The organism is Fodinicola feengrottensis, assembly GCF_039530045.1.
Lineage (GTDB): Bacteria > Actinomycetota > Actinomycetes > Mycobacteriales > HKI-0501 > Fodinicola > Fodinicola feengrottensis.
Genome location: NZ_BAAANY010000001.1, coordinates 216,603 through 231,118 on the forward strand (window position 1 = coordinate 216,603; position 14,516 = coordinate 231,118).

Annotated in this window: 16 protein-coding genes and 1 riboswitch; of the genes, 12 read left to right on the top strand and 4 right to left on the bottom strand. The window is 67.3% G+C overall.

The features are described 5' to 3' along the window. Nucleotides 1–4 precede the first annotated feature (4 nt). On the bottom strand, nt 5–706 hold the full coding sequence (locus tag ABD301_RS01045) for a TetR/AcrR family transcriptional regulator (protein ID WP_344306252.1): 702 nt from the start codon (nt 704–706) through the stop codon (nt 5–7). A gap of 160 nt (nt 707–866) precedes the next feature. Here ABD301_RS01045 and ABD301_RS01050 point away from each other — a divergent pair, with 160 nt between their 5' ends. After that, complete coding sequence (locus tag ABD301_RS01050; protein WP_163569888.1) at nt 867–1,526, top strand: alpha/beta fold hydrolase; 660 nt, start codon at nt 867–869, stop codon at nt 1,524–1,526. Between the two features lie 160 nt (nt 1,527–1,686). On the opposite strand, the gene ABD301_RS01055 is transcribed toward ABD301_RS01050, so the two are convergent. Further along, nucleotides 1,687–2,469, bottom strand: coding sequence for a polysaccharide deacetylase family protein (locus ABD301_RS01055; protein WP_344306255.1), 783 nt, complete (start codon nt 2,467–2,469; stop codon nt 1,687–1,689). 48 nt (nt 2,470–2,517) lie between these two features. Between ABD301_RS01055 and ABD301_RS01060 the strand changes: the two genes are divergently transcribed. The 9 genes from ABD301_RS01060 to ABD301_RS01100 all read left to right on the top strand — a co-directional run bounded on the left by ABD301_RS01060 (nt 2,518) and on the right by ABD301_RS01100 (nt 9,689). After that, nucleotides 2,518–3,657, top strand: a complete 1,140-nt coding sequence (locus ABD301_RS01060; RefSeq protein WP_344306257.1) for an FAD-dependent monooxygenase — start codon at nt 2,518–2,520, stop codon at nt 3,655–3,657. 280 nt (nt 3,658–3,937) lie between these two features. Further along, entirely contained in the window at nt 3,938–4,633 is a 696-nt protein-coding gene (locus ABD301_RS01065; protein ID WP_344306259.1) for an AfsR/SARP family transcriptional regulator, read from the top strand. A gap of 244 nt (nt 4,634–4,877) precedes the next feature. Continuing rightward, nucleotides 4,878–5,029, top strand: a riboswitch (cyclic di-AMP (ydaO/yuaA leader). Nucleotides 5,030–5,043: 14 nt separating this feature from the next. Then, a complete protein-coding gene (locus ABD301_RS01070; protein ID WP_344306261.1) occupies nt 5,044–6,006 on the top strand; it encodes a C40 family peptidase in 963 nt (320 codons plus the stop codon). A 120-nt stretch (nt 6,007–6,126) separates the two neighbouring features. Then, a complete protein-coding gene (locus tag ABD301_RS01075; protein ID WP_344306263.1) occupies nt 6,127–7,134 on the top strand; it encodes a CAP domain-containing protein in 1,008 nt (335 codons plus the stop codon). Between the two features lie 69 nt (nt 7,135–7,203). Then, on the top strand, nt 7,204–7,623 hold the full coding sequence (locus ABD301_RS01080) for a MarR family winged helix-turn-helix transcriptional regulator (RefSeq protein WP_279581373.1): 420 nt from the start codon (nt 7,204–7,206) through the stop codon (nt 7,621–7,623). Then, nucleotides 7,620–8,012, top strand: coding sequence for a hypothetical protein (locus tag ABD301_RS01085; RefSeq protein WP_344306266.1), 393 nt, complete (start codon nt 7,620–7,622; stop codon nt 8,010–8,012). Before ABD301_RS01080 ends, ABD301_RS01085 begins: the two co-directional genes overlap by 4 nt. Before the next feature lie 65 nt (nt 8,013–8,077). Further along, entirely contained in the window at nt 8,078–8,467 is a 390-nt protein-coding gene (locus tag ABD301_RS01090) for a DoxX family protein (RefSeq protein ID WP_344306268.1), read from the top strand. A gap of 1 nt (nt 8,468) precedes the next feature. Beyond that, the gene (locus ABD301_RS01095; RefSeq protein ID WP_163569895.1) at nt 8,469–9,101 is read left to right on the top strand and encodes a hypothetical protein; all 633 of its coding nucleotides are present in this window, start codon (nt 8,469–8,471) and stop codon (nt 9,099–9,101) included. Nucleotides 9,102–9,122: 21 nt separating this feature from the next. Then, nucleotides 9,123–9,689, top strand: coding sequence for an MFS transporter (locus tag ABD301_RS01100; RefSeq protein WP_344306270.1), 567 nt, complete (start codon nt 9,123–9,125; stop codon nt 9,687–9,689). Here ABD301_RS01100 and ABD301_RS01105 read toward each other — a convergent pair. Both ABD301_RS01105 and ABD301_RS01110 read right to left on the bottom strand, forming a co-directional pair. Beyond that, nucleotides 9,673–11,070: an APC family permease gene (locus ABD301_RS01105; protein WP_344306272.1), complete on the bottom strand. Its 1,398-nt coding sequence runs from the start codon at nt 11,068–11,070 to the stop codon at nt 9,673–9,675. The two genes, ABD301_RS01100 and ABD301_RS01105, sit on opposite strands and share 17 nt — an antisense overlap. Further along, nucleotides 11,067–12,497: a BTAD domain-containing putative transcriptional regulator gene (locus ABD301_RS01110; RefSeq protein WP_344306274.1), complete on the bottom strand. Its 1,431-nt coding sequence runs from the start codon at nt 12,495–12,497 to the stop codon at nt 11,067–11,069. Before ABD301_RS01110 ends, ABD301_RS01105 begins: the two co-directional genes overlap by 4 nt. Nucleotides 12,498–12,662: 165 nt before the next feature. Here ABD301_RS01110 and ABD301_RS01115 point away from each other — a divergent pair, with 165 nt between their 5' ends. Together ABD301_RS01115 and ABD301_RS01120 are read left to right on the top strand one after the other, a co-directional pair. Then, nucleotides 12,663–13,637 carry an AraC-like ligand-binding domain-containing protein gene (locus ABD301_RS01115; protein ID WP_344306276.1) on the top strand — a complete coding sequence of 325 codons (975 nt, stop codon included), beginning with the start codon at nt 12,663–12,665 and terminating at the stop codon, nt 13,635–13,637. Between the two features lie 59 nt (nt 13,638–13,696). Beyond that, entirely contained in the window at nt 13,697–14,506 is an 810-nt protein-coding gene (locus tag ABD301_RS01120; protein ID WP_163569903.1) for an alpha/beta fold hydrolase, read from the top strand. The last annotated feature ends 10 nt before the right edge of the window (nt 14,507–14,516 follow it).

Genomic DNA, 14,516 nt, shown 5'->3' on the forward strand with positions numbered 1-14,516 from the left:
ACCCCTACTCTAAACCGGACATCTGCTCGTATTTCGCCCGCTCTTCGGCGAGCGTACCGGCCAGGAACCGGTCGGTGATGTCCGCGACCGCCGTTCGTTCCCCGTCGTCCAACGCGGTGCCGCGGTCCAACATCCGGGCCACCGTTTCCGCGCTGAGCGCGGCCATCTGCTCCTCGCCGAGCGCGTACTCGGCCGGCATCACCGCGGCGGTGCCGAAAAACCCGAGAAAGACAGCGCTCAGGACGGCCAGCTGCGCGTGCAGGTCGAGGTCCGTACGCACCAGCTTGAGGTCCCGAAGATCGGCCACATAGCGAGCCAGCCCGCGCTGCAGTTTCGGCGTCCGCTGCAGTTCCCGCTGGCGGGACAGCTTGCCGATCACCTCCATGTCGCGCAGCAACACCGCCTTGAGCAGCGGGCGTCGGACGTACGCGACCGCGATCTTCTCGATCACCGAACGCAACGTCGCGCCCGCCGGGTCTCCGGCGACGCGCTGCTGGACATCGGTCATGAGGGCCACCCGCTCTCGCCGCAGCAGCGCGATGAAGAGGTCCTCACGGGTCTTCCAGTGCAGGTAGATGGTGCCCTTCGCGACGCCGGCCGCGCGCGCGATGTCCTCGATCGTGGTCTTGTCGTAGCCCCACCGAACGATCAGCTCGGCGGCCGCGTCGAGGACTCGCTCGGCCCGTACGCCACGGTTCTCCGGCACGTCTCACACCTCCATCTGAACGCGGTGACCAGATAAGCATATTTGGTCACGCCGTCGTCAGCAACGGTGACGCTGGTCGCACCCAGCGCGGTCGCGGTTTTGTCAGTGGGTACGTCTACAGTCCCTGCGGCGAGGGACTCTGGATCGGGGAGGCACTGGCATGGCGACGTACGTTCTCGTACCCGGCGGCTGGCACGGCGGCTGGTATTTCGAGCCGCTGGCCCAACACCTGCGATGGCACGGCCATCAGGCTTATGCGGTGACGCTGAGTGGGGTCGGCGACCGGCATCACCTGCGGTCGGCGGCGGTGAACCTGGACACCCACATCCAGGATGTGCTGAGCCTGCTGGAGACGGAGCAAATCACCGACGCGGTGCTCTGCGGGCACAGCTACGGCGGCATGGTGGTCAGCGGGGTAGCCGACCGTGCGCCGGAGCGGGTCGAGGCCGTCACGTACTGCGACGCGTATCTGCCCCAGGACGGCGACTCCTGCTGGAGCCTGACCAGCGACGTCTACCGAGGGCTCTTCCTGGCCAACGCGACCGGCGACGGCCAAAACGTGGAACCGCCGGCCGGAATGGACCCGCGGGCCACCTCCCAGCCGCTCGCGACTTTCCTGCAGGCGATCCAGCTGACCGGCGCCGAGCTGCCGACCCGGCGGCATTTTGTCTATCTTTCCGGCTGGTCCGGAACGCCGTTCGCATCTACGTACGAGCGGCTTTCCCAGGACGCGACTTGGAAAGTCCACGACCTCCCGGTCGGCCACAATGTGATGCGGCTGGCCGGCGACGATCTTTTGAAGATATTGCTGGAGGTCTAGTGTCCTGCGTCTGAGGTTCGTTGCTTTATTCGGTGATCCAGACGGTGATCTGACTGCGCCGGAGGATCGCCCTCATACTGGTGCGTATGTGGGCGATTCTCCGGTGCTCTCAGTCGCCGTCTGGGCGCCGGAGAAAGTAGCGAACCTCGGGCGCAGGACACTAGAGGTAAGCGGTCTTGAGGTGGCGGCGCTGGAAATCGTCGAGGACCAGCTTGAGAGCGGCCACGGTCTGCGCGTGAGTGCCCGGCGAACCGGCGTCGTGGAACAGGATGATCGAGCCAGGGCGCACGTGGTGGTGGATGTTGGCCGCGATGTCCCAGGCCGGCGGCGGCGGGTCGGCCCAGTCGGTGGCGGTGACCTTCCACCCCAGCGACGCGAGGCCGACCTCCCGCGCCACCTCGACGATGCGCGGAGTGAAGTCGCCGTGCGGAGACCGGAAATAGACCGGCTTCACGCCACCGCTGGCCGCCGTGATCAACTCGTTGTTCTCGACGAGGTCGGCGCGGATGTCAGGCACCGACCAGGTGCCAATGCTCGGGTCGTGTTCGACCGTGTGGTTGCACAGCGTGTGACCAGCGTCGGCGACCGCTCGTACCAACTCGGGATGTTCGCGGACCCGGAAGCCGACCATGCAAAAGATCGCGTGTACGTGGTATTTGGCCAGCACCTGCAGGACTTTCGGCGTCCAGAGCGGGCTCGGACCGTCGTCGAAGGTCAGCTGGATGCCGGCGCTGCCGGTGTCCTCGTAGACGAACGAGGCCGGTTTCAAATGCGCCGCGACAGCTCTCTGGTTCGGCCGCGTCGACACCTGGGCGGCCTGGGTCGGCACGCCGGGAATCGGCAGCCGGACCGGGTCCTCCTGCACCGAGGCACCCGCTGTCAGCCCGCCCAAAACCAGCACCACCGCCAAAAGGACGGCCACCCGACTCCGGTTGAACAACACCAATTCTCCGCAACTCCTCCCCGGCACGTCACACACTAGTCTGTGCAAATGACAACGGCTCTGATTATCGGCGGTGGCATCGCCGGTGCGGTCACCGCGATCGCCTTGCACAAAGCCGGAATCGGCGCCACGGTTTACGAGGCGTACGCCACGCCGGCCGATGAGATTGGCGCATTTCTGACCGTTGGAACCAACGGCATCGACGCTTTACAGGCTGTCGATCTGGACCGATCGGTCGCGGCGGCCGGCGTACCAGCGCGCTGGCTGCAGGTTTTCGACGCGGCCGGCGAGCAGGTCGGGCAAGCGCCGATCACCGGCTCGGAACGGCCGGATCTGGGTCCCCGTACGTTCAAACGCGCCGCCCTTTACCGGGTGCTGCAGGACGAGCTTGCCGCCCGCGACCTGCCTGTTCAGCGCGGCAAACGGCTGGTCGACGGCACCGCGACCACGGCCGGCGTGACAGCCACCTTCGCCGACGGCAGCAGTGCTGGGGCCGACGTGCTCATCGGCGCGGACGGTGTGCATTCGGTCACCCGGCAGCTCATCGACCCGGCCGCGCCAGAGCCGCGTTACACCGGCCAACACATTGTCTATGGATTCACCGACAAAACACCGGTCGAAGTGCCAGCTGACACGTACCAGATGATCCGCGGCGAGAAGGGTTTCTTCGGCATCACCGGGGCGCCGGCCGGCGGGCTGTGGTGGTTCGCCCGGGTGTCCGGACCGGAGCTGACCAGCGCGCAGGCCGCCGCGGTGACGACCGCGCAGTGGCGGGACCAGCTGATCGCCGTCTTCGAGGCGGACCGCACGCCGGCCGCCGCGGTCGTCGCGGCCACCACCGAACCGATCGTGGGCACCGGCAACTACGACGTGCCGACCGTCCCCACCTGGCACAACGGCCGGATGACGATTGCCGGCGACGCCGCCCACGCGGCCTCCCCAGCGGCCGCCCAGGGCGCTTCGATGGCCATCGAGGACGCGGTCGTGCTGGCCAAATGCCTGCGGGACATCGCCGACCCGGCGACCGCCTTCGACACGTACGAGCGGCACCGCCGGGAGCGGGTGGAGCGGCTGGTGCAGGCCAGCGCGGCGATGAGCCAGCGGCGTACCCAGGAGCGCCCCGACCAGCGGTCCAGCAACGCGAACTGGCTCCGCGACCACCACATCGACTGGGATTCCCGCATCTGACCATGCACTGAGTTCTGCCTCGTACGCGAAGAGTAAGTCGCACCCTCGCGTGTGCGGATTCTGTGCCGAATCTATACAGCCCCAATTCCATGCTGGCCGGATAAGTAAGTCAGCTCTGCTTTTGCCGCCCTTTTTGTCGTTTCCGGTGCGGGCGGCGCAGCCGGAACGGGGACAGCTCACCATGACCATAACCAAATTAGTCCAGCCAGAAGTTTTACCGTCATCATGTGTACGCATCCGCACTCTCGGTGATTTCCAGGTCTACCGGGATGGGCGCACGGTGCCGCTTTCGGTATGGCGGTGGAAGAAATCCCAGGAACTGTTCAAGTTCCTGCTGTCCCGCCGAAACCGGGCCACCTCGCGCGAACTGCTGATGGACGTGTTGTGGCCGGACGAATCCTCCAGCCGGGTGGCCAACCGACTGTCTGTGGCGCTTTCGGCCGTACGCACCGTGCTCGACCCCGACCGCGTCCATCCGGCCGACTTTTTCGTTGCCGCCGACCGATATGCGGTCACCCTCAGCAATCTGGCGGTGGACGCCGAGATCTTTGTCTTTCATGCGACCGTCGCACTGGAACGCCACTATTGCGGCGACCGTGATGCGGCTCACGCATTGGCTTTCGCCGAATCACTTTATGTTGGCGACTTTCTGCCCGCGGACCAGTGTGTGGAGTGGACCGCGCCAGTACGGGAAACGGCGAAGGCCAACTATCTCGAGGTCGTACGCGCGCTGGCGAAACTGAGCGCGGACAGCGGCCAGCATCACCTCGCGGTCCGCTACCACCTGCAGGCGTTGCAGCGGGACGCCTTCGACGAGGCCGCGCATCTGGGGCTGGTGCAGGCCTTCCTGACCACCGGACGGACCAGTGCGGCGCACCGGCATTACCGCAGCTACGTGGCCAGGATGGCGGAGATCGGGGTGGACCCGGCGCCGCCGCCGGCCGTGGACCGGTTGCGGACAAGACTGGCCGGCTGAGTTTTCTCGGGCTGTGAAATCCACAACACCGCACCACCTGCGAAAACCTGCTATGGATAAGGCTGCTTTAACCAAAATCCAGGCCGCTAACTCCTCAAGACGGGCGAAACCTCGCGGTGAAGCCAATAATATTTGTGATGCGTGACCCGTAACGCCACGATTCGGACCCGCGATAGAACAACCGTAGCGATTCCTTGTAGGGTCGCTTCGGTCCGGTGATTTTCCGGCGCCAACCCGGCGCCCTCATCAGACGCCGCCGAATCGGTGACCAGGCAACTGGGAACTGAACCGGGGACCCGAGCACTTGGGGTGAATCCGCGGCTTGCCGTGGTAGGGCGATTTTTCTTCCCCGTCCGAATCCGTCAGCTAACTCGGTAGGCGGTAGCAGTGGAAGAAGGAGTCTCGCGAGAGTGACTCGCGCTTGGGCGCCTCGGCGCAAGCATGCCCTTTTCGTCCCCCTCTTCATGGTCTTGGCGCTGGTCAGCACCAGCTTCCTGGACTCCTCCCCAGCCATGGCCGATCAGACTCTGAGCGACGTGCAGGCCAAGATCACCGCGCTCACCGGTCAGATCGACAAGGCAAACGAGCAGTACAACACCGCCAACGTGCAGCTCGGCCAGGTCCGCAACCAGCAGGCCACCGTCTCCAAGCAACTGGCGGACACCAACATCAAGGTCGCTGAGCTGCGCAAACAGGCCGGTTCGTACGCGGTGAACGCGTACAAGGGCGGCGACATGAGCATGCTCGGCTCGATGATGACGACCGGTTCGGCTGACCAGTTCCTCGACCAGCTGACCACGTTGGACGCGCTGACCAGCAAGGCCGAAGCCCCGCTCAAGGCGTTGAAGGCCGAGCAGGCCGTTCAGGCGGCCCAGAACACCAAGCTGCAGGGCCTGGTCACGTCGGCGAACACGCTGGTCCAGACGCTGACGACCAGCAAGGCCTCGTTCAACTCGCAGCTCCAGCCGCTGCTGGCGCTGCAGGCCAAGATGAGCCCGACGTTCGGCGACAACAGCTACCACGCCATCGCACCGCCCGGGTCGCCGGCGAACGTCGCCTTCGCGTACGCGCAGCTGGACAAACCGTATGTCTTCGGTGCCGCCGGACCGGACACCTGGGACTGCTCCGGACTGACCGAAATGGCGTACCAGCAGATCGGCAAGAGCCTCGAGCACTCGGCGCACCTGCAGTACGCGGCTCTCACGCACGTCTCGGAGTCCGACATCCGGACCGGTGACCTGGTCTTCTTCTACGGCTTCGAGCACGTCGGGATCGCCATCAGCCACACCCAGGTGATCCACGCGCCGGAGCCCGGCGACTCGGTCAAGATCACCAACATCAGCGACATGCCGATCGCCGGCGTCGGCCGGTAGGCAGTTCGCAAGCTCCGACGCCACGTCATCGCCCGATGACGTGGCGTCGTGACGTGCCGGGAACCTAGTGGTCTTATGAGCAGTTGAAACAGGCATCTGGTCCCGGCGGCAGGAGTGCGGATGGCCGAGCTGGTCGCCGGCGCGAACATGCCGCTGCCCAGCGGGCCGGTATCGATCGCGGTGACCGGTCCGTACGACGTGTCGGCGATCGTGCTGGGCAGCGACGGCCGAGTGGGCGGCGACGCCGACTTCGTCTTCTACAACCAGCCGACCGCGCCAGGCGTCCAGCTGCGCACTCGTACAGTCACCATCGACCCCGGCCGGCTGCGCTCCGGCGCTGACCGGGTCGTCCTGGTCGCCAGCCCGGAGGAGATCGGCCGCACCTTCGGCCAGCTGCCCCGACCGTCCGTGGTCGCCGCCGACCGGAACGGCCGGCAACTGGCCAGCATCCTGCTGACCGCCCTGCGGACCGAGACCGCCGCCCAGCTCGCCGAGATCTATCGGCGCAACTCCCAGTGGAAGCTGCGCGCGATCGGCCACGGGTACGCCGACGGCCTGGCCGGCCTCGCCCGCGACTTTGGCGTCGACGTGATCGACGAGCCAGCACCGGCCCGAGTGATCCAGTGGGCCGCCCAACCGCTCGCTCCCACCCCGGTCCCGGCCGCGGCGCCGTTCCCACCTGCTCCGTTCCCGCCGCCTCCACCGGCGGCGCCAGGTGCCGGTCCGCCGCCGAGCCGGACCAGCGGCCCGTACGGCGAAGTGATCGCCCTGACCAACGCCGAGCGGGCCAAGCACGGCCTGCCGCCGCTCTCGGCCAACAAGCAGCTCGCCGAGGCCGCGGAGATGCACAGCCTGGACATGGTGATGCGGAACTTCTTCGACCACCAGAACCCGGACGGCGCGCAGTGCTGGGACCGGGCGCACCTGGTCGGCTACCGCTACCGCAAGATCGCCGAGAACATCGCCGCCGGGCAGCGCACGCCCGTCGAGGTGGTGGACGGCTGGATGAACAGCCCCGGCCACCGAGCGAACATCCTGGACGGTGAACTGACCGAGATCGGGGTCGGCCTCGCCGCTGGCGGCAGCTACGGCACGTACTGGACCCAGGTCTTCGGTACGCCCCGCTAGTGTCCCGCAAATCCGCTGACCGCATCGCGTCGTTGCGGTCAATAGTACGATCTCGTATAATCCGATATCGTGGATAGTGAGTGGTCGGCGCTGCTGGCCGTACAACGGGCGACGCACATGACCCTGCAGGTGTTGGCGATTCGGCTGGTCGATCTGGACCTGACCGCGTCGGAGGTCAACGCGCTGGCCAACCTGGCCGACGGGCGGGACCGTACGGTGTCTGAGCTGGGCGCACTTATGGGCCTGCGGCCAACCACGCTGACCAGCGTGTTGGACCGGCTGGAGCGGCGTGGCCAGCTGACCCGCGGCAACCGGCCGGGCGACCGGCGGGCCGTCGTGATCGCACTCACCGCACTGGGCCGCGACACCGCGGCCACCATCCGCCAGACGTTCGGCGAGCTGGAGCGGCAGGCCCTCGGGGGGCTGCCCACAGACGCTGTCGCTGGCTTACGCGCCGGATTGCAGGCGCTGACGGAGGTGCCCGAATGACGACTTTCCCCGATCTGATGAACGAAGTGCTGGCCGACGCGCCGCGTTTCGGCCATCGCGAACACGTCCACCTGACCTGGCTGGCGGTCCGCCGCTGTGGCGTACCGGCGGCGATCGACCTGGTCAGCGACGGGATCCAGCGGACCGCGCGATATGCCGGGGCACCGCGCAAATACCACGTGACGGTCAGCCGGGCCTGGGTGGAGCTGGTCGGCCACCACGTGACGGAGACCGCCGAAACCGACTTCGACGCGTTCGTACGACACCATTCAGCGCTGCTGGACAAGCGGTTGCTGACCCGTTTCTACCGCTCGACGACGCTGGCTGGCGAGGCCGCCCGGACCGGCTGGGTAGGCCCCGACCTGGCGCCTTTCCCGTGGACCAGGTGAAGCGGCCACTCTCGCGGGTGCGATGCTGAACGCCGTCCGAAAGCGACAGTGAGAGGTCGGCGACGATGGCGGCTCGATGGACCAAAGCCTCACCCTGGGTGCTGGCCGGTGTGCTCGGCGGCATGGGTGTGCTGCATTTCGCCGCACCAAAGCCTTTCGTGGCGATTGTGCCGCGCGTGCTGCCCGAGCCAGAGCTGCTGGTCGCCGCGAGTGGGGTAGCCGAGTTGGCTTGCGCGGCGCTGGTCGCGATTCCGCGTACCCGCACACTCGGCGGCGCCGCCGCTGCGGCGCTCTTTGTTTCGGTCTTCCCAGCCAATATCCAGATGGCCGTCGACTCGTCGCTGCCGGAAACCCGCAAACCCAGGTGGTATCAGGCGATCGCCTGGGGACGCCTGCCGCTGCAGGTCCCGCTGGTGATGTGGGCCCTGTCCGTACGCCGACGCAAAAGTGCCTGATATGAGGAAAACTGTCACGATCGCGGCCCTGGCCGCCGTGCTGTTGAGCGCTTGTACGAGCAACAGCCCCGACAAGCCCGCTCCGCCGGCCGCTGGCGACGGCGTCCATCAGGGCGCCTGGACTCCCGCGCAGCTCGGCATGGTCGCGGCCACCGGCGATCCCGCGGTGATGCCGAGCACGCCCGGTTTCAGTCCCGGAATCATCTATTTCTGCCGGGTTTATGTGGACCAGTCCCGCGCCTCGAATGACGCGTTCATCGCGGTGGTCACCGCGGGCACCGGTCTCACCCAGTCGTATCTGGGCGTCTACGACCCGGCTACCCACAAGCTGCTCGCCTCCACCGAGGACGTTTCGGCCTCATTGCAGCAATCCACGCCACTGCGGCTGCCGCTGAACACGGTCGTACCAGCCGAGTCGGTGAACAAGGAGCTGTGGATCGCTGTCCTGATCGGGAAAATGACCAAGTCGCCGGCGGTGATCGGCGGCCGGGAATACGGTACGAATATCGGCCTGACCGACGACTACCGGCTCTGGGTGTCCAAACAGGACGGATATTCGGCGCTGCCCACCACGGCCCCGGAGATGAAGGTGCCGGACCACAGTTCGCTCCCCTTCGTCGGCATCGGCCCTTGACCCGATCACTAGACTCCCTCCGTGATCGAGAACTCGCGCCGACCGCTCTGGTCGCTGGCCGCACCGGGCCTGGCCGCCCTGCTCGGGGCCTTCCTGCTGACTTCGCTGGTGGGACCGACTTTCACCGCGGTACGCCGCGATCTGCACGGTGACTCAGGTCTCGTGCTCTGGTCGCTGGTGGCGTTTGTCCTGCCGGCGCTGCTGACCGCCGCGGCCGGCGTGGTGCTCGGCCGGCGATGGCCGGCGGCTACTCTGCTTCCGGGTGTCGCGCTGATGGTGCTCGGGCTGCTGCCGATGGCATTCGCGCCCAGCGTCGCGGTGTTGCTGGTCGGCCGGGTGCTGACCGGCCTCGGCGCCGGCGCGGTCATCGCGACGGCCGCGCTTTTGGTCGTGCGCTCGAAAGTCGCCGCCGCGGTGCTGTCATTCGCCATCCTGATCGCACTGATCCTTGGCCCAGTCTCCGGTCTGGTGCTCACCCAGGCATTTAGCTGGCGGTTGGTCTTCATTCTCTCGGTCGTGGTGTCGATCGTGGTGCTGTTGTTGGCGGTGGTCAACGAAATCGTCGTACTGGCTAGCCGTCGCTCTTAGCGGTGGCCAAAATCGCGCCAGCCCGGCTGAGCACCGCTGGGCGGGTACGACCCAGGACGATCGCGATCGCGGCCGTCACGACAAGGTAGATCAGCACCAGATAAGGGAAATACCGCAGCGGCGCGGCCGGCACCGGATAGACCTGGCCGTAGACGGGAATGAGCAGCAGCAAGATCCCCAGCACCGGCAACACCAGATGCCGCCACCATGAGCGGCGGCCGGCGAAGTGCCGGATGCAGGCGACGCTGGTGAGCATGTAGACCGGAATGATCGCCAGGGTCAGCACCGAGCCCAGATACACGTACGCGTTGAATGGCCCGGAAATCAGCCCAACCACGTACGTGAAGACCACCGCCACCGCGGCCTGTAGCCAAATCGCCGCCGTCGGCGTCCGGTGCACTGGATGGACCTTCGCCAACAGCCGCGGCAACAGACCTTCCCGTCCCATCGCGTAAAGGATGCGGACGATGCCGTTGTTGGAGTTCATCGTGACGGCGAAAATACTGGAAATGCCGGCCAGACCGACCAGCAGTTTCAGCCACGGCGCGTACTTGTCCGCCAGCGTGGTGAAAGGTGCCGCGTCGGCGACCAGCCGGGACACTCCGTCCACGCCGAACCCGATCATTTCCGCGTACGTACAGAAAAGGTAGATCACGCCGACGAAAAACAGCGAGAGATAGATCCCGCGCGGCACGTTGCGGGCCGGCAGCCGGACCTCCTCGCCCAGCGTGGTAGCCGCCTCGAAACCGACGAAGGACAGAATGCCGAAAACCATCCCGAGGGCGAGGCCGGACAGGCCGTTCGGGGATTCGGTGGGCAGCAGCGGCAGCACGCTGAGGCCGTGCGCGCCGCCCTTGGCCAGCACCACCGCGCTCAGCAGCACGATGACGACCACCTCAGCGCCGAAAAGCGCCAACGCGGTCCGCAGCGAACCGGTTATTCCGCGCAGCGAAAGGAAAACCACCAACACCGCGAAGACCGCCGAGATGATCGTCCAGTGGATCTGGACGCCGTAGCCGGCCAGGATGTCGTGCGTGTACGTGCCGATCAGCGCCAGCTCCGCGGGCACCAGCAGCGCGTACGCGACGAACATCAGGCCGCCGGTGACGAAGCCGGTGCGCGGGCCGATCGCCCTCGACACGTACGTGTAGAAGGAGCCGGCGCTCGGGAACACCCGGGCCATCTCCACCACACTGTTCGCCACCACCAGCACCACCACCAGCGCGATCACGAAGACGAACGGTGTCGCCGCGCCGGCCTGCTGGGCGGCCACCTGCGGGTTGAAGTAGACCGACACCGCCGGGCCCATCAGCGCCGCCGACATGATGACCGCGCCGCCCAGGCCCACCGCGCCGGACCGCAAACTCGGGGTAGCGCTCACCGGCTGGTGTCGGCTGGCAGGAAGCTGACCTGATGCCGGTCCGGGTCGAGCGTGTGCGCGTGCACCATCCCACCGACGCCCACGACCAGAAAATACACCAGGGTTGGCAGAGTCGAGCCAACACTCGCATCCGGGTCGAAGACGGCGGCGCCCAAGAGGATGGCGGACGGGATGTAGTAGCCGACCGCGGCAAGCGCCAACCCGACGCTGCGTCGCCGGATGGCGTAATACCCGAAAACCGCCCAGGTGGCGAGCCCGAAGGAGAACAACGGGATCGCCGCCGCCACCAGCCGGATGGCCCGGGAGCTCGCCGCGCCGGCCAGCCGGGCCGGCGCACGCACCAGCAACAGGCCGGCGATCGCACCCCACAGGATGCTGGCCACGTACGCGCCGCTCAGCACCGCGGCAACCAGTGGACTCGGCGGCTCATAATTTTCGATGGCGGCGACCACCACTGCGGCGGCCTGGACCAGGAACAGCGCGGCCAACAGTCCCAACCGCCAGCTCCGCCGGGCCACCGCCGCCGACAGCACCACCGCCCAGCTGGCCAACCCAAACGTGACCAGCGGGATCAGGCCAGCCAGCACCTTGCGTACCCACGTCCAGCCGAGGCGACCGGCCGGGGCGACCGCGGTCACCGCCGGCCGTGGAACGATTTCGGCCGTCCGGGCACCAAGGATCTCCGCACGCAGTTCCAGCAGCCGGGCACCGGGGTCGATGCCGAACTCCTCGGTCAGCAGTCGCTGGCCGTCGTCGAAAACCGCCAGCGCCTCGGCCGGCCGGCCGGACCGGTGCAACGCCAGCATCAGCAGGTAGCGGGGCCGCTCGCGGAGCGGAAAATCGGCCACCAGCCTGGTCAGATCGGCGGTCGACTCCCGGTGCCGGCCGGCCGCGAGCTCGGTCTCGGCAAGCGTCTCGGCGGCCACCGCGCGGCTTTCCGAGAGCCGTATCCGGGCATGCGCGAACGCCGGTCCGGCGAGGCCGGCGAGCGGCTCGCCGCGCCACAGGTCCAAGGCCAACCGCAGCTTGCTGATCGACAGGGTCGGATCGCCGTTCACACTTTCGCCCTGCAACTGCGCGAACCGCTCGGCATCCAACCCGCCCGGGTCCACCCGCAGCACATAGCCGCCGTCGGACCGCAGCAGTCGCTGGGCCGGGGCGCGTACGGCACGATCCGGCTCCAGCACTCGACGCAGGCCAGCAACGTACTTCTGTACGACGTTCGGCCCGTTGTGTGGGGGATTGTCCGGCCAGACGGTGTCCACCAAACGGGACACCGAAACAGTCTCGTTGACATTGAGTAGCAGAGCCGCGAGCACCGCACGTTGCTTCAACGGGCCCAGGTCAAGCTCGCGGTCCCCGGCGTACGCGCGCACCGGACCCAGGACCTCAAACCTGAGCGGCCCGTCCCCCGTCGGTGCCGTCATGGCTGCCTCGCTTTTTTGATTTCCCCGTCTTCCCGCGGGCATTCTAACCGAATCCGAAATAGCCGCGGCTAAGCGCGAAACTTCGCCGAACGCCAAGGAAAGATCCTGTGCCTTTCGTCCGTTTTCCGGCTGACAACGCGGGCTGGTTTCGGCAATGATGCGGCCATGGCGAGGTTCGCGGACGCGCTCGACGGCCAGGTGGAGTCGTTCCAGACGGCCGCCTCCCAGGCGTTCGCACCGCTGAAGATCGCTCCGGCGGGCCGCGGCGATTTCCGGAACTCGTTCCGCAGCGCGGCCGCCGGCGACGTACGGGTCACCAGGATCACCGGCGCCCCTTGTACGGTCCTGCGGACGCCCGCCCTGATCGGCTCGTCCGATCCCGAGCTGGTGAAGGTGGCGCTGCACGCGACCGGTACGGCACGCGTCGAGCAGGACGGCCGACAGAGCCTGCTGCACCCGGGTGACCTGGTGAACTACGTGACGAGCCGGCCGTACAAACTGACCTTCACCGAGCCGTACGAGGCGGTGGTCATCGGCGTCCCGGTGCGCCGGCTCGGCCTGCACGCTCGTGACCTGGACCGCCAGACCGCCGTCGCAGTGCCCAGCGGTGGCGCGGTCCGCGGCGCGGTGGCGACCTTCTTCCGTACGGTCAGCGAGCCGCTGGACGCCGGCCCGGACGTCTTCGCCGGCGACGCCGGCCGGCACCTCGCCGACGCGCTGGTGTCGATGGTGATTTCCGAGCTGGTCGACGTGCCGGTCCGGCGGCCGGAGTCCGAGCTCGCCGACCGGCTGCTGGCGTACTGCCTGACCCGACTGGGCGATCCCGGGCTGACGGTCGAGTCAGTGGCCCAGGCACACCGAATTTCCGTACGATATCTGTACAAATTGCTACAGCCGCGAGATCTCACGCTGGCCGCGTGGATTCGCGGCGAGCGGCTGGCCCGGATCCGGCACGACCTCGCCGACCCGGGGCTGGCCAACCGGACGGTGGCCTCGATCGCGGCCCGCTGGGGAATCCTGAACCCGGCGCACCTCAGCCGGGCCCTGAAGGGCGAGTTCGGGCAGACCGCGGCGGCCATCCGACAATCGTCGCGAGAAACTCCGCGGGAACTTCCGCGGGAAATTTCGCGGGAAATGTAGAACCGCGGCGGCATGCTTCGATCCCCTGGTGTCAGCTCGCCAGTGAATGGAGATCTCCGATGGACACCACGACCTCAACCGACGGCACCGTCATCGGGTACGACCGGCTCGGCGACGGGCCACCGGTCGTGCTGGTCCACCCAGCGCTCGGCCACCGCGCCTTCAATCCGGAAATGGGCCGGCTCGCCGAGCTGCTGTCCGCGACCTTCACCGTCTTCAACTACGACCGCCGCGGCCGCGGCGACAGCGGCGACAACGCCGGCCCGGTCGGCTACGACGTACAGCGCGAAATCGACGACCTGGCCGCCATGCTCACCGTCGCCGGCGGCTCGGCCGCTGTCTACGGCATGTCATCCGGCGCGGCCCTCGTCCTGGAAGCCGCCAACCGCGGCCTCCCCATCACCAAACTGGCCTTGTACGAGCCACCTTTCGTCATCGACGACTCCCGTACGCCCGTGCCGCCCGGCTACCTCGACGACATGGTCAAACTCGTGGTCGCCGGCCGGCGCGGCGAAGCCGCCGAACACTTCTTCGTCAAGGGCGTCGGCGTACCAGCCGAAGCCATCCCATATATGCGCGCCGATCCCACCTGGGCCGAGTACGAGAAAGTCGCGCCCACTTTGATCTACGACAGCGCAATCCTGGAAGGCACCATGATCGGCCACCCGCTGTCGCCCGAGCGCACCGCCGCCGCCAAGATGCCCGCGCTGATCCTCGTCGGCTCCCAGGTCGAGGACTGGGCCCATACGTCCACGAAGTGGCTCGCGGACACCCTGGAACAGGGCTCGCTGACCACCTTGGACGGCGAGTTCCACCAGGCCTCGGCTGAGTCACTCGCGGTGGCCGTCGGCGACTTCTTCACTGCGTAGGTTTCCTGGC